Origin of the sequence: Streptosporangium sp. LJ11 (genome assembly GCF_051918945.1) — a bacterium.
Taxonomy (GTDB): domain Bacteria; phylum Actinomycetota; class Actinomycetes; order Streptosporangiales; family Streptosporangiaceae; genus Streptosporangium.
Map to the genome: position 1 here is coordinate 1 of NZ_JBPXMB010000057.1, position 19,199 is coordinate 19,199.

General features: G+C 72.2%; 19 protein-coding genes and 1 pseudogene. 8 read left to right on the forward strand and 12 right to left on the reverse strand.

Annotation, left to right across the window (positions count from 1 at the left end):
* Positions 1-167: 167 nt before the first annotated feature.
* Positions 168-590, reverse strand: a complete 423-nt coding sequence (locus ACTOQ3_RS42705; protein WP_440089741.1) for a DUF6223 family protein — start codon at positions 588-590, stop codon at positions 168-170.
* 230 nt (positions 591-820) lie between these two features.
* Here ACTOQ3_RS42705 and ACTOQ3_RS42710 point away from each other — a divergent pair, with 230 nt between their 5' ends.
* Together ACTOQ3_RS42710 and ACTOQ3_RS42715 are read left to right on the forward strand one after the other, a co-directional pair.
* Positions 821-1,948, forward strand: a complete 1,128-nt coding sequence (locus ACTOQ3_RS42710; protein WP_440089742.1) for a sensor histidine kinase — start codon at positions 821-823, stop codon at positions 1,946-1,948.
* Complete coding sequence (locus tag ACTOQ3_RS42715; protein ID WP_440089743.1) at positions 1,945-2,613, forward strand: response regulator; 669 nt, start codon at positions 1,945-1,947, stop codon at positions 2,611-2,613. Before ACTOQ3_RS42710 ends, ACTOQ3_RS42715 begins: the two co-directional genes overlap by 4 nt.
* 96 nt (positions 2,614-2,709) lie before the next feature.
* On the opposite strand, the gene ACTOQ3_RS42720 is transcribed toward ACTOQ3_RS42715, so the two are convergent.
* Together ACTOQ3_RS42720 and ACTOQ3_RS42725 are read right to left on the reverse strand one after the other, a co-directional pair.
* On the reverse strand, positions 2,710-3,120 hold the full coding sequence (locus tag ACTOQ3_RS42720) for a hypothetical protein (protein ID WP_440089744.1): 411 nt from the start codon (positions 3,118-3,120) through the stop codon (positions 2,710-2,712).
* 169 nt (positions 3,121-3,289) lie between these two features.
* Entirely contained in the window at positions 3,290-3,781 is a 492-nt protein-coding gene (locus ACTOQ3_RS42725; protein WP_440089745.1) for an Lrp/AsnC family transcriptional regulator, read from the reverse strand.
* A 113-nt stretch (positions 3,782-3,894) separates the two neighbouring features.
* Here ACTOQ3_RS42725 and ACTOQ3_RS42730 point away from each other — a divergent pair, with 113 nt between their 5' ends.
* On the forward strand, positions 3,895-4,365 hold the full coding sequence (locus ACTOQ3_RS42730; RefSeq protein WP_440089746.1) for a DUF2000 domain-containing protein: 471 nt from the start codon (positions 3,895-3,897) through the stop codon (positions 4,363-4,365).
* A gap of 16 nt (positions 4,366-4,381) precedes the next feature.
* Here ACTOQ3_RS42730 and ACTOQ3_RS42735 read toward each other — a convergent pair whose 3' ends face one another.
* The 5 genes from ACTOQ3_RS42735 to ACTOQ3_RS42755 form a co-directional block, all read right to left on the reverse strand.
* On the reverse strand, positions 4,382-5,317 hold the full coding sequence (locus tag ACTOQ3_RS42735) for an ABC transporter ATP-binding protein (RefSeq protein WP_440089748.1): 936 nt from the start codon (positions 5,315-5,317) through the stop codon (positions 4,382-4,384).
* On the reverse strand, positions 5,302-6,114 hold the full coding sequence (locus ACTOQ3_RS42740) for an ATP-binding cassette domain-containing protein (protein WP_440089749.1): 813 nt from the start codon (positions 6,112-6,114) through the stop codon (positions 5,302-5,304). Before ACTOQ3_RS42740 ends, ACTOQ3_RS42735 begins: the two co-directional genes overlap by 16 nt.
* Complete coding sequence (locus ACTOQ3_RS42745; protein WP_440089750.1) at positions 6,111-6,977, reverse strand: ABC transporter permease; 867 nt, start codon at positions 6,975-6,977, stop codon at positions 6,111-6,113. Before ACTOQ3_RS42745 ends, ACTOQ3_RS42740 begins: the two co-directional genes overlap by 4 nt.
* Positions 6,974-7,939, reverse strand: coding sequence for an ABC transporter permease (locus tag ACTOQ3_RS42750; protein ID WP_440089751.1), 966 nt, complete (start codon positions 7,937-7,939; stop codon positions 6,974-6,976). Before ACTOQ3_RS42750 ends, ACTOQ3_RS42745 begins: the two co-directional genes overlap by 4 nt.
* Positions 7,940-8,060: 121 nt before the next feature.
* Entirely contained in the window at positions 8,061-9,611 is a 1,551-nt protein-coding gene (locus ACTOQ3_RS42755; protein WP_440089752.1) for an ABC transporter substrate-binding protein, read from the reverse strand.
* A 437-nt stretch (positions 9,612-10,048) separates the two neighbouring features.
* Here ACTOQ3_RS42755 and ACTOQ3_RS42760 point away from each other — a divergent pair.
* The 3 genes and pseudogenes from ACTOQ3_RS42760 to ACTOQ3_RS42770 all read left to right on the forward strand — a co-directional run.
* Positions 10,049-10,126 (forward strand): annotated as a pseudogene (locus ACTOQ3_RS42760) (DUF397 domain-containing protein); the annotation flags it as partial.
* Positions 10,127-10,306: 180 nt separating this feature from the next.
* Entirely contained in the window at positions 10,307-10,555 is a 249-nt protein-coding gene (locus ACTOQ3_RS42765; RefSeq protein ID WP_440089753.1) for a type II toxin-antitoxin system Phd/YefM family antitoxin, read from the forward strand.
* A gap of 8 nt (positions 10,556-10,563) precedes the next feature.
* Complete coding sequence (locus ACTOQ3_RS42770) at positions 10,564-10,992, forward strand: PIN domain-containing protein (RefSeq protein WP_440089755.1); 429 nt, start codon at positions 10,564-10,566, stop codon at positions 10,990-10,992.
* A gap of 405 nt (positions 10,993-11,397) precedes the next feature.
* On the opposite strand, the gene ACTOQ3_RS42775 is transcribed toward ACTOQ3_RS42770, so the two are convergent.
* On the reverse strand, positions 11,398-11,850 hold the full coding sequence (locus ACTOQ3_RS42775; RefSeq protein WP_362845710.1) for an Lrp/AsnC family transcriptional regulator: 453 nt from the start codon (positions 11,848-11,850) through the stop codon (positions 11,398-11,400).
* Between the two features lie 109 nt (positions 11,851-11,959).
* Between ACTOQ3_RS42775 and ACTOQ3_RS42780 the strand changes: the two genes are divergently transcribed.
* Positions 11,960-15,448, forward strand: coding sequence for an indolepyruvate ferredoxin oxidoreductase family protein (locus tag ACTOQ3_RS42780; RefSeq protein WP_440089756.1), 3,489 nt, complete (start codon positions 11,960-11,962; stop codon positions 15,446-15,448).
* A gap of 162 nt (positions 15,449-15,610) precedes the next feature.
* Here the strand turns inward: ACTOQ3_RS42780 and ACTOQ3_RS42785 are convergent, their stop codons facing one another.
* The 3 genes from ACTOQ3_RS42785 to ACTOQ3_RS42795 all read right to left on the reverse strand — a co-directional run bounded on the left by ACTOQ3_RS42785 (position 15,611) and on the right by ACTOQ3_RS42795 (position 18,742).
* Entirely contained in the window at positions 15,611-16,522 is a 912-nt protein-coding gene (locus tag ACTOQ3_RS42785; protein WP_440089758.1) for an aminoglycoside phosphotransferase family protein, read from the reverse strand.
* A 69-nt stretch (positions 16,523-16,591) separates the two neighbouring features.
* The gene (locus tag ACTOQ3_RS42790) at positions 16,592-17,593 is read right to left on the reverse strand and encodes a carbohydrate kinase family protein (protein ID WP_440089759.1); all 1,002 of its coding nucleotides are present in this window, start codon (positions 17,591-17,593) and stop codon (positions 16,592-16,594) included.
* Between the two features lie 84 nt (positions 17,594-17,677).
* Positions 17,678-18,742 (reverse strand): LacI family DNA-binding transcriptional regulator, encoded by a 1,065-nt coding sequence (locus ACTOQ3_RS42795; RefSeq protein WP_440089760.1) that lies wholly within the window; start codon positions 18,740-18,742, stop codon positions 17,678-17,680.
* 154 nt (positions 18,743-18,896) lie between these two features.
* Between ACTOQ3_RS42795 and ACTOQ3_RS42800 the strand changes: the two genes are divergently transcribed.
* The gene (locus ACTOQ3_RS42800) at positions 18,897-19,133 is read left to right on the forward strand and encodes an IS200/IS605 family transposase (protein ID WP_440089761.1); all 237 of its coding nucleotides are present in this window, start codon (positions 18,897-18,899) and stop codon (positions 19,131-19,133) included.
* The last annotated feature ends 66 nt before the right edge of the window (positions 19,134-19,199 follow it).

Below are 19,199 nucleotides of genomic sequence, written 5' to 3' on the forward strand. Positions count from 1 at the left end.
CCCGGGACGCAGGACGCGCCCCAGGCCTGATCACCCACCGGAACACCCACGACGACACGATCACCGTCGCAGACGTCGTACGACCTCCTCAGCCCTCAGGGCGTAGGCGACGGCGGCGCGACCGCTCGCCTCCGGCGCCGGCGATGCCGGTGGGCCATCCCCGCGGGTCATCCGGTGCGGCGGGAGCGGGCCAGCACCAGCCCGCCGAGGGCCATGCCGATCAACCCCACCACCACGGCCACGACCCCTCCGACTATCCCGTAACCGGTGCCGGGGCCACCCTCGGCGGCGGCCACGACCATCCCGCCGACGACCGCGCCGACCAGCCCCGCCGCCAGGGCCACGAAGGCTCCCCTTCTCCCGGAGCCGGAGCCGATCCGACCGGTGGAGCGGGCCAGCGCCAGCCCGCCGACGACCACGCCGGCCAGCCCCACCCCCGCGCCCACCAGGGACCAGAGTCGCCCGGCGGTCATGGTGTAGGCACCGACGGGGTCCAGCTGGACCGAGGCGTGCGCGACCGCCGGTACGGCGAGCCGGAAACCTCCGATCAGGGTGGCTCCGGCCACGGCAAGCACACGTCGGACTGACATGAGGTGCTCCTTTTCTCCTACGACTGGCTGCTACGACTCGATATCGCCTGATCATGTCCGCCGGACCCGCCGCCGGTCGTCCGGCGGACGCGGACACTTCGCGCTGCCGCCGGTGCCGCAGCCTGCTGCCGCGGACGCCGCAGGGGCCGCGAGACTACCGCGGGCGCGGTAGCCTGCCGCTCATCCGCGCGCGGGAGTCGCCCGCGCGGACATCCGGCTAAGGTGCGCGCATGAGTACAGGACGGTCCGGTGTCCGGGCCGATGTCCAGGACTGGGCGATCGCCGTCGGCGTGGCGGCGACGCTGCTGGTCACCGGGTTGTCCGGGCGGCACTCCGCCACGGATCTCGCCCTGCTCGGCTACGCGCTGCTGGCGGCCGGCGGCCTGGTGCTGGCCGCGCGCCGCCGGGCCCCGGTTCCCGTCCTGGCCGTCACCGGGCTGTGCGCGGTGGGTTACCAGGCCGCCGGTTTCGACGTGCCCGCCGTCGCGTACCTGTTCGCGGTGTACGCCGCCGTACGGGCGGGACACCGCACCGTCACGGTGGTGGCGAGCGTGATCGTGCTGGCCGCGCTCCCCTTCGCGGCCCTGGTCTCGGGCTCGCACGACCTGGGCGAGGCGCTCGCGCAGGCCCGAGGCGCCCTCGAGCTGGCCTGGCTCGTCGCGGCCGGCGCCGCGGGTGAGGCGCTGCGGCAGGCCGAGCGGCGGGCGGACGAGGCCGAGCGCACCCGGGAGGAGACCGCGCGGCACCGCGCCGACGAGGAGCGGCTGCACATCGCGCGGGAGCTGCACGATTCGCTCACCCACCAGATCTCGATCATCAAGGTCCAGGCCGAGGTCGCCGTCCACGTGGCCCGCAGGCGTGGCGAGCAGGTGCCGGAGGCCCTGCTCGCGATCCAGGAGGCCGGACGTGAGGCGACCAGGGAGCTGCGCGCGACCCTGCAGGCGCTGCGCGACGACGACACGACCCCGCCGCGCGGGCTCGACCACATCCCGGAGCTGCTGGAAAGGGCCCGCACCATCGGCCTGGACGCGACGCTGACGGTCGAAGGGCAACGGCACGACGTGCCGGCCGCGGTGAGCCGGACCGTCTACCGGATCGTTCAGGAGTCGCTCACCAACATCTCCCGGCATGCCGCCGCCGCCACCGCGTCGGTCCGGATCGACTACCGTCCCGACACCCTCGCGATCCGCGTCGACGACGACGGCAGGGCCACGCCGGACACCGTCCCGGTGCCCGGCGTCGGGCTGCTCGGGATGCGCGAGCGCGTCACCGCCCTCGGCGGGCGCCTGCGGGCGGCACCGCGCGGCGAGGGCGGCTTCACCGTCCAGGCCGAACTTCCCGTGGACCGGACGTCATGATCCGTGTCCTGCTGGTCGACGACCAGCCGCTCATCCGCAGCGGATTCCGCGCGCTCCTCGACCTCGAGGACGACATCGAGGTGGTGGCCGAGGCCGGCGACGGGTTGGAGGGCCTGGCCCTGGCCAGGGAACACCTGCCCGACATCGCTCTCATCGACATCCAGATGCCGGTCGTCGACGGCATCGAGGCGACCCGGCGTATCGCCGCCGACCCGGCCCTGGCCGGGGTGCACGTCGTCATCCTGACCAACTACGGCCTCGACGAACACGTCTTCAACGCGCTGCGCGCCGGCGCGGCCGGATTCCTCGTCAAGGACATCGTGCCCGAGGACTTCCTGCACGCCGTACGCGTCGCCGCGCGCGGCGACGCCCTGCTCGCCCCGTCGATCACCCGCAGGCTCATCAACAGGTACGTCGCCCAGCCGCTCGACGGCGGCACCGGCACCGGCACCGGGCTGAAAGAACTGACCAACCGCGAGCGCGAGGCCGTCGCCCTGGTCGCGCGGGGCCTGTCCAACGACCAGATCGCGGACCGCATGGTGATCAGCCCGCTGACCGCGAAAACCCACGTCAACCGGGCCATGACCAAGCTCCACGCCCGCGACCGCGCCCAGCTCGTGGTCCTCGCCTACGAGTCCGGCCTGGTGGTCCCGCGCGGCTCCTGACGTCCTCCGACGCCGGGACCGGGCACCCGGCGTGCGAACGACACCAGGGCCGGGCACCCCGGCGTGCGGACGCGCGCGAACGCCGTGCCCGGGCCGTCAGGCGGCGTCCGGGCGCCTGCGCTCCCACCAGAGCGCGGCCCCGGTGACCACCGCGCCGACCCCCTCCCAGACGCCGACGCCGATGAACCGTGCGGGGGCGGCGCCGGTCACCACCAGGAGGGTGAAGACCGTGAACGTCAGCAGGCGGAACGGCACCGTCCACAGGAAGAAGGGCCGGTAGTCGGCAGCGGCGGCCAGGAGGTAGTAGACGCCCATGTTCACCGCGGCCATCGAGGAGGCGGCGAGGTACACCTTCGTGTAGTCGCCGGGGTCACGCGTCTGCGGCACCTCGAAGCCGAGGAGGGCGAGCATGGTGTCCGGCGACACCAGGCCGACGATGCCGAGTGCCACGGCGAGAAGGCGGAAGACGGCCATCGTCCAGCCGGAGAGGGAACGAGGGGGTCGCATGGCGGATCCTCCGGATACCAGGTCATCGATCGTGGGGGGTGGCCTTCCAGCGATCTTAGGATCACCACGGGTGCCGGCCGGAGCCGGTGATCGGATGAGAGGAATCCGGTCTCGCGGCCGGAACGGCGATGGACGCGCGGACCGGCTCTCAGCAGCGGCGGGTTCGCTCTCAGCGGCGGCGGGTCCGCGGCGGGCTCGGCCGCTCGGGGGGCAGGACCTCGACGGAGGTCTTGCGGAGGTGGTCGTAGACCAGCGAGGTGCGTACGTCGGCGATGTTGCGGTGCCTGGAGACGTGGTCGAGGACGAAGTCGCGCAGGTGGCCGGTGTCGCGTACGGCCACCTGGATGATGAAGTCGTCGCCGCCGGACACCACGAAGACCGCGAGGGTCTCGGGAAGCGCGGCGACGTGGTCGCGGAAGCCCTCGACCGCCTCCCTGATCTTCGGGTGCAGCCGGACGTTGATGAGCGCCTGGACCGGGCGGCCGATGGCGGCGAGGTTGACCTCGGCGTGGAAGCCCTCGATCACCTCCCTGCTCCGCAGGGAGCGCACCCGCTCCAGGCAGGTCGAGGGCGCGATGCCGAGCCGCTCGGCCAGCTCGCGGTTGGTCTGGCGGCCGTCGCGCTGGAGCTCGGCGAGGATGGCCGTGTCAAGTTCGTCCACGCACACATCTTCCCAGAGATTTCCGAACTTTCTTCGGAAGTCATGAGATCGAGTTGTGATTCCTGCACTTCGAATGCGAACGTCCTCTCAGAAATTCGGAGAGAGGGAGACGGATGACCATATCGGCCGACTGGATCGGCACCCTGGACCGCCGGACCGACCTGCCCACCCGGCGGCTTCCGGTGAAATGGGTGATCGTGATCGACCATGATCTACCCCGTGGCCTGCAGGCCAACGCCGCCGCCTGCCTGGCCGCGTCCGTGGGCAACGCGGTGCCCGCGATCCTGGGATCGGCGGGCACCGACGCCTCGGGCCACACCCACGCCGGGCTGCCCTGGACCGGGTGCACGGTGCTGGCCGCGCCCGCCGACGTCGTCCGCCGGATCAGGAACGAGGCTGCGGAGGAGGCGGAGCTGGTCGTCGCCGACATGGCGGCCATCGCGCAGCGGACCAACGTCTACGACGAGTATCTGGCCGGGCTGGCCCGCGCCGGCGGCGAGGATCTCTCGTACTACGCGGTGAGCCTGCTGGGCCCGCGCCAGGCCGTGGAGCGCCTCACGGGCAAGCTCCCGCTGCTGCGCTGACACGGCGCGGAGGCGGTCAGATGACGGGAAGCCTCGGCACGCTGCCGATCAGGCGGCGGGTGTAGGGGTGGCTCGGAGAGCCGAGCACGGTGGCGGTGTCACCCTGCTCCACGATCCGGCCGCGTTCGAGGACCGCCGTGTGGTCGCAGAGCATCGCGACCACGGCGAGGTCGTGGGAGACCATCACGACGGTCAGCCCGTGGCTCTCGCGCAGCTCGGCCAGCAGGTCGATGACGCGTACGCGCGTGGAGACGTCCAGCGCGCTGACGGGCTCGTCGGCGAGCAGGACCCGGGGCTCGCACACGATCGCGCGCGCGATGGCGACCCGCTGGCGCTGCCCACCGGAGAACTCGTGCGGGTAGCGGCGCGCGGCGTCGGCCGGCAGCCCGACGGCTTCGAGCGCGGCGGCGACGCGGAGGTCCGCGGCCGAGGCGTTCCACCGCGCCGCCGGCACCAGGCCGAGCGAGCGGAGCGGTTCGGCGACGATCCTGCCCACCCGCTGCCGCGGGTCGAGCGAGGAGTACGGGTCCTGGAACACGGTCTGCACGCTGCGGCGGAACGCGCGCATCCGCCCGCGGTCGCGCGGCGAGAGCGGCGTCCCGTCGAAGAGGATCCGCCCGGCGGTGGGCACGGCCAGGCCGAGCAGCAGGCGCAGCAGCGTCGTCTTGCCCGCCCCCGACTCCCCGACCAGGGCCGTGCTGCGCCCCGGCAGCACCTGGAAGGAGACGTCGGAGAGCACGGGGGCCGCCGCCCCGCGGTAGGCGAAGCCCACCTGGCGCGCCTCCAGGACGGGCTGGACCCCCCTGTCCCGGACGGTCCCGGCCGGTCCCGCGGTGTCCGGGACGGGCTCGCTCGTCGCGTCAGGAGCGGGTGGGACGGGCACAGTGGGCACTGCGGGCTCGGCGGGCTCGGCGGGCTGGTCCGGGGTGGGCCGGGTCAACGGTTCGTCCAATCCAGTGCGCTGTCGAGGTGCCGGGCGCCCGCCACCAGTGACCGGGTGTACGGGTGGTGCGGCGCGTCCACGATCTCCCTGACGGTTCCCGACTCGACGGCCTCGCCGTCCTTGAGGACGAGGACGCGGTCGGTGATCCCGGAGACGACCGCGAGGTCGTGGCCGATGAACAGCAGGGCCATGCCCCGGGCGGCGACCAGGCCACCGAGCAGGGCGAGCACCTCCGCCTGCACCGTCACGTCGAGGGCCATGGTCGGCTCGTCGGCGATGAGCAGCGCGGGCTCGCAGGCCAGGGCCATCGCGATGGCGACGCGCTGGCGCTGGCCGCCGGAGATCTGGTGCGGGTACGCCCGCGCGACCCGGTCGGGTTCGGCGATCCGGACCTCCTGGAGCGCGGCGGCCACGGCGGCGCGCAGGGCGGCGCCACGCAGTCCCCGCCTGCGCCTGATGGGCTCGGCGAGCTGGCGGCCGACCCTCATGAGCGGGTCGAGTGCCGTCAGCGGCTCCTGGAAGACGACCGACACCGCCCGGCCGCGCAGCCCCTTCAGGCGCCGCTCGGGTGCTCCGACGATCTCGGAGGGACCCGTTCCCCGCGGGTCCAGCACGACGCTGCCGGACGCGGTCATGCCGGACGGCAGCAGGCCCGTCACCGCGAGGGCGGTCAGCGACTTGCCGGACCCGGACTCGCCGATCAGGCCGAGCCGCTCGCCAGGGCCGATCGTGAAGGACAGGCCTTTGACGAGGTCGCGCCCGTCGGCGGAGCGCACGCGCAGTCCCGTGACGTCGAGCAGGGTCATCGCGTCCTCCGCCGGGTCGGGTCGGCCACGTCCCTGAGGCCGTCCGCGATCAGGTTCACCCCGATGACGAGCACGACCAGCAGGACGCCGGGGGCGACGGCGCCGAGCGGCGCGGTGAGCACGGTCGCCTGGGCCTCCTGCAGCATGCGCCCCCAGGAGGCGTTCGGCGGGGGCGGGCCGAGCCCCAGGTAGGACAGGGACGCCTCGGCCAGCACGGCGAGCCCGAGCTGGAGCGCGAGGTTGACCAGCAGCGTCGGCCAGATGTTCGGCAGGACGTGCTCGGTCACCACGCGCGGCCAGGAGGTTCCGGAGGTGCGCGAGGCCGTGACGAAGTCCTGGGCCAGCACCCGCTTGACGAGCACCCGGGTCAGCCTCGCCACGATCGCGGACATGCCCAGCCCGATCGCCAGGATCGCCGAGCCGAGCGACGCCGAGCGCACCGCGACGACGAGCATGGCCAGGAGCAGGGTGGGGAAGGCGATGAGGATGTCGAGCAGCACCGAGACCGTGTCGTCGAGCCACCGGGTGGCGAACCCGGCCGCGAGACCGGCGAGCAGGCCGAGGACGCCGCCGAGCAGGACCGACCCGGCCCCGACCGTCAGCGCGATCCGCGCGCCGATCATCAACTGGGTGAGCAGGTCCCGGCCCAGCTTGTCGGTGCCCAGCGGGTGGGCGGCCCCCGGGGGCATGAGCCGGTCTCCCGAGGTGTCGTCCGGGGCGTACGGGAGCCACAGGAGGGAGACGACGGCGACGGCGACGACCAGGCCGGCGAGCACGCATCCGATCACGAGCGTCGTGGATCGCCGCGACCGGGGACGCGCACCCGGTACGGGGGCCTTCGACGGGGAGGCCACGGCGTTCATCGCGGGCCTCCGGAGACGGTGCCGCGCAGCCGAGGGTCGATGAGCCGCTGAGCGAGGTCGGCGGCGAAACCGATCAGCAGGACCGCGAAGGTGCTGACGAACAGGATGCCCTGGATCACCGGGTAGTCGTGCTGGGCGATCCCCTTGACCAGCATGCCGCCGAGACCGGGGAGGGCGAACACGCTCTCGACGACGACGGCCCCGAGGAAGGTCGTGGCGAGCTCGATCCCGAGGATGGAGACGACGGGCACGGCCGCGTTGCGCAGGCCGTGCCGCCACATCGCCCCGGTGAAGGAGGAGCCGAGCGCCCGGAAGGTCCGCAGGTGGTCGCTGCCGAGCACGTCCAGGGTGGCGGAGCGGACGTAGCGGACGAGCGAGGCCGACATGACGAGGGCGATCGTGACGACGGGCAGCGCCAGCGAGGTGAGGGCCGCGACCGGGTCGGCCCAGTCGTCCCTCGGGAAGCCGCCGGCCGGGAACACCCTCAGCCGGAGCGAGAACACCGTGATCAGCAGCATCCCCACCCAGAAGGCCGGGACCGCGATGCCCAGCTGGGACAGCCCGCCGAGCAGGGACCCGTACCAGGTGCCCGCGCGGTGGGCGGCGACGAAGCCGACCGGTACGGCGACGGCGACGGCGAGCAGGAAGGACAGCAGGGTCAGCGGGACGGTGACGACCAGGCGGGAGGCGATCTCCGGGCCGACCGGGAGGGTGCTGACGAACGACTCGCCCAGGTCGAGGGTGGCGAGCCGGCCGAGCCAGGTGGCGAACTGCTCGGGCAGCGGGCGGTCGGAGCCGATCTGGTGGCGGGCGGCCTCGATCTGCTCGGGGGTGGCCCCGACCGACAGCAGCGCGTTGGCCGGATCGCCTGGCAGCAGGCGCAGCAGCAGGAACAGCACGACGCAGGCCAGCAGGAGCGAGACGACGAGGAACGCCGCCCGCCGCAGCAGGTAAGTGATCATAGGGAACCGGGCAGCGGATGAGTGGTCATGAGAGAGGACCCCGTGCCGGCGGGCACGTGCGCCGGAGCCCGGCCGGCCGCGCGGGGCGGCGGGCCGGGCCTGCGGGGTGCGGTGCCGGACATCAGCCCTTCTTGATGCCGTAGGCGTGGAACTGCGAGTTGAGGCCGTTGACCGGGTAGCCCGACAGCGACGACGAGGCCACCACGATCTGCGGGTAGAGGTAGAGCCAGTCGCTGGCGGCGTCCTCGGCGATCAGCCGGTTGGCCCGCTTGAGCAGCTCGGCCTGCTTCTCGGCGGTCTCGGCCCGCTCCGCCTCGTTGACCAGCCTGGTCACCTCGGGGTTGTCGTAGCCCCAGTAGAAGTCGGGGTCGCCGTACCAGACGACGTCGCGGTCGTTGACGTGCTCCTGCAGCGTGGCGGTGAAGTCGCGGTTCTTGAACACCTTGGTGTACCACTCGTCGGCGGTGATGACGTTGATCGTCACGTTGACGCCGATCTTGGCCAGCTCGCCCTTGACGAACGTGGCAGCGGTGGGGTGCGGGTCGTAGTTCGGGGTGTCCAGCGTGAAGTCGAAGCCGTTCGGGAAACCCGCCTCGGCGAGCTGCTTTTTGGCCAGTTCCACGTCGTAGGGATCGAGCGAGGTGAGGTCCTCGTACCACGGGTCGGTGGGCGGGACCATCGAGCCGATCGGCGTCCCGTAGCCGCCCCAGACGGAGTCGAGCAGCTTGCGGTCGTCGATGGCGGAGCCGACGGCCTTGCGGACGAGCTCGTCGTCGAACGGCTTGGCCCTGTCGTTGAAGGCCAGCAGGAGCTTGGTCGTCGACCGGCCGTCGTTGACCTTGTAGTTCGGGTTGTTCTTGAACTGCTCCAGCGCGTCCGGGCTCTGCTCGCCGGTCACGATGTCGACGGCGTCGGTCAGCAGCGCGTTGTTGAGCGCGGTCGCCGAGGTGAAGTAGTGGAACACCACGCCCTTGTTCGTCGGGGCGGTGCCCCAGTAGCCGTCGAACGGCGTCAGGCTCAGCGTGGAGCCGCGCTTCCACTCACCGAGCCGGTACGGGCCTGTGCCGTCCTCGGACGTGGCCAGGTCCTTCGCCGCGTCGTTGACGATCCAGACGTAGCTGAGGTTGTAGACGAACGAGATCGACCTGTCCTTCAGCTTCACGACGACCGTGCCGTCGTCGGGGGTCTCGATGCTCTTGACGACGGCGAAGGCGCTCTTGCGGGCCGACTGCGACTTCTTCGCGGTGACCTGCTCGATGCTGTGCTTCACGTCGGCGGAGGTGAGGGGATCGCCCGAGTGGAACGTGACGCCGTCGCGCAGGGTGAAGGTGTAGGTGAGACCGTCGGCGCTGACCTTCTGGCTCTCGGCGAGCAGGTTCTCGACCTTGCCCTCGTCGGTGAGCCTGAACAGGCCCTCGTAGACGTTGCCGTTGAACGCCTCGGTCACGCCCTGCCCGCCGCCGCCGGTGTTGTCGAGGTTCTGCGGCTCGTAGAGCGAGCCGACCTCGATCGTCGCGGCCGGGTCGAAGGCGGCCGCCGATCCCCCGGGCGCGGCGCTCCCCCCGGAGCCGGAGCCCGAACCGGAGTCCGGGCCGGTGCCCGAGCCGCAGCCGGCGAGGGCCAGCGCGGCCGCGATCACGGCTCCGATGAACGGCGTCGTCTTCCTTTTCACTGTCTCTCCTGATGGCCGTCCGCGCCACCGGGCCGCACGGGGGGCGCGGACATGATCGGCGATGCTCGCGGGGGCCGTTGCGGGCGTGGTTTCGGACGGTTCACTTCGTCGCGGTCGGCGAGGGCACGCCGGAGGGGTTTCCTGCGGTACGCCGCGGGCGACAGGCTGGGAACACGTCGTCAGCGGCTTCTCGTCTAACCCTACAGAAATAGTAGGCTTTATTCAATTTCGGACAAAAACCGTTTTACGGACACCCCTATAGGCCAAGCGGCCCGGGGAGCAGGTCAACGGCGCCAAGGTGAGGAAGCCGAGGCCCGCCCCCAGGAGACACGTATCCGGAAGGCACCGCTCCGACACTCCGGTCGCACTTAGTGATCTTTGATGCGTTGTCACCGGTAGCGGGCTCGCCGAGCACGTGCCTGGTGGCGTAGTCGCCACGCGGACCGGTCCTCGCCTTCACCCCGGGCGAGTGGAGCGCTTTCCTCACCGCAGTGAAGTCGGGCCACTTCGGCTGACCGGTAAGACCGCTCTCGACAGCTCGGTCCGGAGCATCTGGCCAGAACTCCGCCCTTGGTCGAGGATCGCACCCCTCGATCGTTTTCAGCGGTCGGGCATGCGTACGGCTTCCCAACAGCGGAAACCAGTACATCCGCAAACTCGCCTCAATGTAGTACATAAGTAGTACCATGGAACGCATGGAAGCCACAGCCCGCGAGTTCAACCAGCAGTCCGCCCGGATCCTCGCCGCCGCCGAGCGCGGAGAGACGGTCGCGGTCACCAAGAACGGTCGCCACATCGCCACCCTGGTGCCCGCCCACCAGGCCGAGCCGCCGTTCTCTTTCCCCACCGACCCCATGGGCGACGACGATCTCCCCCTGTTCGACGGACCCGCCGATCTGTCAGCGCAGACTGATGCACTCCTGGCCGAGGGCTTCGGCCGGTGAGCGTGCCCGTGGCCATCGCTGACACCTCCGCTCTGCTGGCGACCTTCAACCGTCAGGACGCGGAACATGATGCGTGCGTCAAAGCCCGCGCCCAGGTGGGCCACCTGGTCATCTCTCCGCTTGTCCTGGCCGAGCTCGACTACCTGATCACAAGCAGAATCGGCCAGCACGCCGCCTTCGCGGTCCTCGACCACATCATGGGCAGAATCGATGTGAAACGGTATGAGGTACCCGAGGTGTCACCGCACCTGCGCACCGCCGGCGCGCTCATGAACCGCTACCGGACGATGAACATCGGCCTGACCGACGCGATGAACGCGGCTCTGGCGGCCGAGTTCCGGACCGACGCCGTCTTCACCCTGGATCGTGAACACTTCCGTACGATCCGCCCGCTCACCGGCCACGAGTGCTTCCGGCTCCTGCCCGACGACATCTGACGGGACAGACGTCATCGATCAGGTCAGCCCGAAACACGGTTACCTGCGGCGAAGCTCGTACTCACCCGGTTTCTGTGTCGAGAAATTCAGCCCCCACGCGGCATACCTCGAGGTGGGTGCGGGGGCGCGCAGACCCGTGAGCCGGATCGCCAGCAGGTTCTCCCGGGTCGAGCCGCGACGACGAGCCCGGGCCATGCCGCTCGGGCTGCCGGCGGAGCTGCCGCGCAGGAATGACAGGCAGGGGCGGTGCTGGTGTCTGGGCGGCGATGGCTCGATGACCGCCGACGACTCGTCGCCGGCCTCCCAGGCTTCAGCCGCGCCAAGTGGCCCGCCCCTCCCGCTGTCGTCACGGCGAGAGATCATTTCGTTGAGCGCCGTAAGAGACGCCTCTCCGGGAGGCGCGGTTCACAGGGGCAGGACGCCGCCGGGCTTGAGGGCCTTCATGGCGATCTGCGAGGTGAGCTTGTCGAGACCGGGCAGGCGGCCGAGCCTCTCCAGGCAGAGCTGGCTGTAGGCGTCCATGTCGGGCACCGCCACCCGCAGCACGTAGTCGGGGCGGCCGAACATGCGCAGGCACTCCACCACGTCGTCGATCTCCATGACGGCGGCCTCGAAGGCGGTGACCGTCTCGGCGTCCTGGCCCTCCAGCTCGACGTAGGCGACGACCTGGAAGCCCCGCCCCACGGCCGTCGGGTCGATCACGGCGCGGTAGCCGGTGATCACTCCGGTCTCCTCCAGGTTGCGGACCCGGCGCAGGCACGGCGAGGGGGTCAGCCGCACCCGCTCGGCCAGCTCCAGGTTGCTCAGCCGCCCCTCCACCTGCAGGAGACCGAGAATTGCGCGATCCGTCACATCCATGACATCGGATGCTAACGAGACGGGCCAACCTTGGAAAGTTTGACATCGAGTTTTGTTCTACCTGGCATAACCTTGCGGCAACGCAGGAGCGCCGACGACGGGACCAAACATGACGATCTTCGCAGACGCCCGGGAGATCTCCCCCGACGACCGCTACCTGCTCGACGAGGGCCAGGTCTTCATGACCGGAACCCAGGCCCTGGTCAGGGTGATCATCGACCAGATGCGCGCCGACGGGGCGGCGGGTCTCCGTACCGGCACGATGGTGTCCGGCTACCCCGGCTCCCCGCTCGGCGGCTTCGACCAGGAGCTGGCCCGCTCCCGCCGCCACACCGAGCCGCTCGGCGTGGTGCACCGCCCCGGGCAGAACGAGGAACTCGGCGCCACCGCGGTCTGGGGCAGCCAGCTCGTGCCCGCGCTCCCCCGCCCGCGCACCTCCGGCGTGCTGGGCGTCTGGTACGGCAAGGCACCCGGCGTCGACCGCGCGGCCGACGCGTTCCGGCACGGCAACTTCGTCGGCGCCCACCCCGAGGGCGGCCTGATCGCGCTCTGCGGCGACGACCCGACCTGCAAGTCCTCCACCCTCCCCTCGGCGACCGAGGGCACACTCGCCACGCTGGGCATGCCGGTCGTCCATCCCGGCAGCGTCCAGGAGCTGCTCGACCTGGGACGCCACGCGATCGCGGCGTCCCGGGCCAGCGGCCTGTGGGTCGCGGTGAAGGCCGTCTCCAACGTCGTGGACGGCACCGGCACCGTGGACGTCGGGCATGACCGGGTCGTCCCGGTCATGCCCGTCGTCGAGTACCAGGGCAGGCCGTACCGGCACGTGCCCGACGCCACCCTGCTCACCCCGTGGTCGCTGGAGATGGAGCGCACGCTCGTCGGCCCGCGCCTCGACCTGGCCCGCGCCTACGCCCGCGAGAACGGGCTCAACCGCGTCACCGCCGACCCCCGCGACGCCTGGCTGGGCGTCGTCGCCTCAGGGACCGCCTACTACGACGTCCGCGAGGGCTTCCGCAAGCTCGGTGTCACGCCGGAGCAGGCCGGTGTCCGCCTCCTGAAGATCGGCATGCTCTGGCCGCTGGACCCGGAGATCGTCCGGACCTTCGCCCGGGGGCTGTCGGAGATCCTCGTCGTGGAGGAGAAGGCCCCGCTGCTGGAGACCTCGGTCAAGGACATCCTGTACGGGACCGCCGACGCCCCCCGCGTGCTGGGCAAGCTCGACGAGAACGGCGCGCGGCTCATCCCCCGGCACGGCGCCGTCGACGCCGACCTGGCCGCCAAGGCCATCGCCTTCCGGCTGCGCCGCCGGGGCCTGACCGACCTCGGCGAGCAGGTGGCGAAGGGGCTCTCCGTCATCTCGCGCCCGGCGCCGCTGACGCTGCTCACCCCCAAGCGCACCCCCTTCTTCTGCTCGGGCTGCCCGCACAACCGTTCCACCGCCGTCCCCGACGGCGCACCCGTCGGCGCCGGGATCGGCTGCCACACCATGGTGGTGCTCAACCGCGAGGGCAAGGGCACGCTCACCGGCCTGACCCAGATGGGCGGCGAGGGCGCGCAGTGGATCGGCCAGGCGCCGTTCACCGACACCCCGCACATCTTCCAGAACCTGGGCGACGGCACCTTCCACCACAGCGGCTCGCTCGCGGTCAGGGCCGCGGTCGGCGCGGGCGTCAACATCACCTACAAGCTGCTCTACAACAGCGCGGTCGCGATGACGGGCGGGCAGACGATCACCCCGGCCCTGTCGGTGCCCGACCTGACCCGCTGGCTGGAGACCGAGGGGGTGCGCAGGATCGTCGTCACCACCGACGAGCCCGAGCGCTACCGGGGTGTCAGGCTGGCGGGCATCGCCGAGGTGCGCGACCGGACGGCGCTGGAGGACGCCCAGCGCGAGCTGGCCGCGGTCCCCGGCGTGACGGTGCTCATCCACGACCAGCAGTGCGCGGCCGAGAAGCGGCGGCTGCGCAAGAAGGGCGACCTGCCCGACCCCGCCAGGCGGGTGGCGATCAACCAGCGGGTCTGCGAGGGCTGCGGCGACTGCGGTCAGAAGTCCGAGTGCCTGTCCGTGCTGCCGGTGGAGACCGAGTTCGGCCGCAAGACCGAGATCCACCAGTCGTCCTGCAACAAGGACTACTCGTGCGTGGAGGGCGACTGCCCGTCCTTCCTGACCGTCCTGCCCGCGAAGGGGAAGGCCGCCGCGAAGAGGCGCGCCGCGGTGCCCGCGCCGCCGGAGATGCCCCTGCCCGAGGCGCGCACCGGGGAGACCTCGATCAGGCTGGTCGGCATCGGCGGCACCGGCGTGGTGTCGGTCGCGCAGATCCTCGGCACCGCCGCGATGCTCGACGGCAGGCGGTCGCGGGGGCTCGACCAGACCGGCCTGGCCCAGAAGGGCGGCACGGTCGTCTCCGACATCCTCATCTTCGACGGTGACGGCGACCGCTCGGCGCGGGGCGGCGCGGCCAGCGTGGACGCCTACCTGGCGCTGGACCTGATCGGCGCCACCGATCCCGCCCACCTGGCCGCCGCCGACCGCGACCGTACCGTGGCGGTGGTCTCCACCAGCCTGGTGCCGACCGGTTCGATGGTGCTCGACCCGTCCACCCACCTGACCGACACGGGCTCGCCGATCGGCGCGCTGGAGTCGCGGACCCGGCGCGAGCTGAACGTCTACCTCGACGCCGAGGAGATGGCCCAGGCGCTGTTCGGCGACCACATGCCGGCCAACACGATCATCGTCGGGGCCGCCTGGCAGCGCGGGCTCATCCCGCTCGGCCTGGAGTCGATCGAGCGGGCCATCCGCGCGGGCGGCGGCCGGGCCGCCGAGCGGACCGTCGCCGCCTTCCACTGGGGCCGCGCGGTGGTCGCCGCCCCCGAGGCCGTGGCGGCGGCGACCCGCCCCGCCGCCCCGGTCGCGCCACCGCCCGGCCCGGAGACGGTACGCCTGGTCGACGCGGTCGCCGAGCCCGGCACCGAGCTGCACCGGATCCTCACGGTCCGGGTGCCCGACCTCGTCGCGTACCAGAACGCGCGCTACGCCGCCCGGTACGCCGACGCGGTCCGCGCGGTCCTCGCCAGGGAGCGGGAGGTCTCCCCCGGGAGCACCGCCGTCACCGAGGCCTACGCCCGGCAGTTGCACCGGCTGATGGCCTACAAGGACGAGTACGAGGTGGCGCGCCTGCACCTCGACCCGGCCGAGCGGGCGCGGATCGCCGCCGAGTTCGGCCCCGGCGCGCGGGTCTCCTACAACCTGCACCCGCCGTTCCTGCGCGCCCTGGGCATGAGGCGCAAGCTCCGCCTCGGCGCCTGGTTCGACCCGGCCTTCCGCCTGCTGTACGGCATGCGCGCGCTGCGCGGCACCCGGCTGGACCCGTTCGGCCTGGGCGGGGTGCGCGGGACCGAGCGCGAACTCGCCGCCGAGTACACCCGCGACGTGCACAGCGCGCTGGACCACCTGCGCCCGGAGACCGGGGAGCGGGTCCGCGAGCTGGCCGAGCTGCCCGAGGTGGTCCGCGGCTACGAGCACGTGAAGCTGCGCAACGTGGCCGCCTACCGCGCCTCCGCCAGGGCCGTCCTCGACGAGCTGAGCGGCGAATAGGGCCCGCGCCCCCGGTGCCGGAACGGCGAGGCCCCGCCGGGGGCACGGGAGCGGCGTACGGAGGCGCGCGCGGAGCCGGACCCGGGCGAACGCGCGGAGCCCCGGAGCGTCCACCGGCGACCCGCGACCCCGGCGGGGGCCCGGCCGCCGGTGCCCGCGGGGTCAGCCGGCACGATTGTGGTCGGCCAGGACCTCGTCGATGACGCGGCGGTGATCCGCGGCCCGCCGCCCGTCCCCGTCGATGTCCTGGACGAGGCTGATCAGAGCCTTCCACAGCGCCCAGCCACGAGCCCGCGCCCATATGGCGGGATCCTGGCCGGCGGCGTCGCGGAAGGCCTCCCGGCTCTCGCCGGAGAACATCGTCCACGCGATCACCAGGTCACAGGCGGGATCACCGACGCCCGAGGTCCCGAAGTCGATGACGGCGGCCAGCTTGCCGTCCCTGACCAGCAGGTTGCCGCTCGCGATGTCGCCGTGGAACCACACCGGCGGCCCGGACCAGGTCGCCTCGAGGGCGGCGTCCCACACGGCCGACGCCCGGGTGGTGTCGACGCGGCCGTCCAGCGCGGCGAGGGAGCGACGTGTCTCGTCGTCGTAGTGAGCCGGTGACGCGCCCCGGTGAAAGCTGTGCGCGCCCGCCGGCGGCCCGCCGGTCGCGTCCACGCGCTGCAGGGCGAGAAGGAAACCGGCGACCGAGACCGCGAACCCGGGCAGGTCGTCGATGCGGTCGAGACTCGCGGTCTCACCGTCCAGCCAGCCGCGGATCGACCAGCTGAACGGGTATCCCTCGCCCGGAACCCCCTTCGCCAGCGGCGTGGGAACGGCGACCGGCAGCGACGGGGCGAGGACCGGCAGCCATCGATGCTCCTTGTCGACCGCCGGGACATAGCCGGCGGCGGTGGGAAGACGCGCCGTCATCTCGTCACCGAGACGGTAGGTGCGGTTGTCCCACCCGTCGACCTCGACCGGGGTCACCGGAAGGGCGCTCCACCGCGGGAACTGGGTCGCGACCAGTCGCCTCACCAGCGCCGCGTCGATGCCGGCGCGCCCGTCGCCGTACAGGATCTCGGCCATCCCGAGAGTGTGTCGGCCGTTCCCCGCGCCGGGCAAACGGTTTTCCGCGTCCCTCGGAGGTGGACGCCGTCACGTACCCGGGGGGCGGGCGGGTTCCCCCTCGCGGCGGAGTTCCCTCGCGCGGCCGAGGAGGTCCGGCTCGCCGATGGGGTTCTCGTGGGTGCCCGCCGACGTGCAGGCGTGGGCTCCGGCGACGGCGCCGAGGGGGATGGAGTCGTCGAGGGAACGCCCGGAGAGCAGCCCGTACAGGACCCCCGAGACGAACGCGTCCCCCGCGCCGTTGCTGTCGACCACCGGCCCCGGCGGGGGCGCGGCGGGGAAGCGGCGGAAGCCGTCCGCGTCCAGGACGCGGCAGCCCTCTGCGCCCTCCGTGCAGACCACGGCCCTCGCCCGGCCGCGCGCCAGGATGTCGCGCATGACCTCGTCACGGCGCGGGCCGAGCGCGGTGGCCGACAGGAAGACCAGGTCGGAGGAGTAGGCGAAGTCCCGGTGGTGGTCGTTCTCGCCGTCCCAGTCGTGCAGGTCGGTGGAGACGGACGCGCCGCCCGGGACGGTCCCCGCGGCCGGTTCGGAACCGGTGCCCCGCTCGGGCCCGGTACGCGGGCCGGACCCGGTACGCAGGTCGGGGTAGACGTGCCGGGAGAAGTCGGTGATCGACACGTGGACGTGCCGGGCCGCGCGGACCGCGTCCAGGTAGAGCTCCCTGGGCAGCCGCTCGCCCGGCGCGGCGCGCGGGTCGAACAGCGAGGTGCGCCGCCCGTCCGGGCCGACGAGCAGGATGCTGCGCCGGGTCCCCTGCGGTGCGAGCGCCCAGCCGGTGTCCACCCCCTTCTCCGCGAAGTGGGCCCGGACGAACCGGCCCTGCGGGTCGTCGCCGATCAGGTCGACCAGCTTGACCCTCAGCCCGAGCGCGTGGCAGCCGAGGGCGACACCGCTGCCGGTGTTGCCGATCCGGTCGATCACCGGCGGGACCGCGTAGGTGTCGGCGTACGGCAGGGGGAGCGCGGGCACGTAGGCGGTGGTGTCGACTCCGGTGCCGCCGATGACGACGACATCGTGACCAGTGTTCATCGGGCCATGCTCCCACCGGCTCCCACCGGCTCCCACCGGCTCCCACCGGCTCCCACCGGCTCCCACCCGGCCGGACGCGTGCCCCTAGCGGCTGACCAGGGGGCCGGAGCCGGTCGAGCGGCGGACGACGAGCTCGGGCTGGAACATCAGCTCGACGTGTTTGGCGCGGACCCCGTTGATCTCCTCCAGGAGGGTCGCCACCGCCGCCGAGGCCATCGCGCCGATGGGCTTGCGCACGGTGGTCAGCGGCGGGTCGGTGAACGCGATCAGCGGCGAGTCGTCGAACCCCACCACCGACACCTGCCCCGGTACGGAGAGCCCCCGGTCGCGGCAGGCCCGGATCGCGCCCAGCGCCATCAGGTCGGACGCGCACACGATGCCCGTGCAGCCGCGCTCCAGCAGCTGCGCCGCGGCGGCCTGGCCGCCCTCCACCGAGAACAGCGAGTGCGAGATCAGCCCGTCGGCGTCCGTGACGCCGAGCAGCTGGGACATGGCCTGCCGGTAGCCCTCGATCTTCCTGATCACCGGCACGAACCGGCGCGGCCCCACCGCCAGGCCGATGCGCTCGTGCCCGAGGTCGGCCAGGTGCTGCACGGCCAGCCGCGCCGCGGCGCGGTCGTCCGGGGAGACGAAGGGCGCCTCGACGCGCTCGCTGTAGCCGTCGAGCAGGACGATCGGCAGCCCGCGCTCGATCAGGCGCGTGTAACGGTCCATCTTGGCCGTGGTGTCGGCGTGCAGTCCGGAGACGAAGACGATGCCGCTCACCCCGCGGTCCATCAGGAGTTCGGTGAACTCGTCCTCCGGGGCTCCCCCGGGCAGCTGGGTGCAGAGCACCGGGGTGTAGCCGTGCTGGGTGAGCGCCTTCTCGATGGCCTGGGCGAAGGCCGGGAAGATCGGGTTGTCCAGCTCCGGGGTGACCAGGCCGACCAGCCCGTTGCTGCGCTGGCGCAGCCGCTGCGGGCGCTCGTAGCCCATCAGGTCCAGCGCCGTCAGCACCGCCTGCCGGGTCGACTGCGACACGCTGGGCTTGCCGTTGAGCACCCGGCTGACCGTGGCCTCGCTCACCCCGGCCTGGGCGGCGATGTCGGCCAGCCGGATCGTCGTCCCGTCGGAGCGGAAGCGTGAGGGCTGCGCGAGCTCACCATCCATCAGATCCTCCCGAAGGGACCGTCGCCTTTGGGCGACGGGGGAGTCGGGAGCGGGAGGGCCGTCAAGGGCCGAGCGTGGCCTGGCCGGTCAGGTCTGCGCATGTGGGATCTCCGATCGTCGCGCGTTGGATGGACGGTGCTGTCATATTGATGGCGTGACTCGTCAGGTGCGCACCTCTACCGGCGCGGCGTACGACCTCGGCTACCACGTGGTGTGGTGCCCGAAGTACCGCCCGGTTCTTGGCGGGCGGGTCAAGGACCGCCTTGAGGAGTTGATTTGCGCCAAGGCCGACGAGCACGACCGGCAGATCGTGGCGTTGGAGGTGATGCCCGAATCGAGACCCGATACGAGCACCCCCACCGGTGGGGGTGCTCGTGCGGAGGTCGTTTAAGTTCCTGCTGCGTGCGACCGTCCACCAGCAGGTCGCGCTCACCGCGTACCTGGATGACCACCGCGC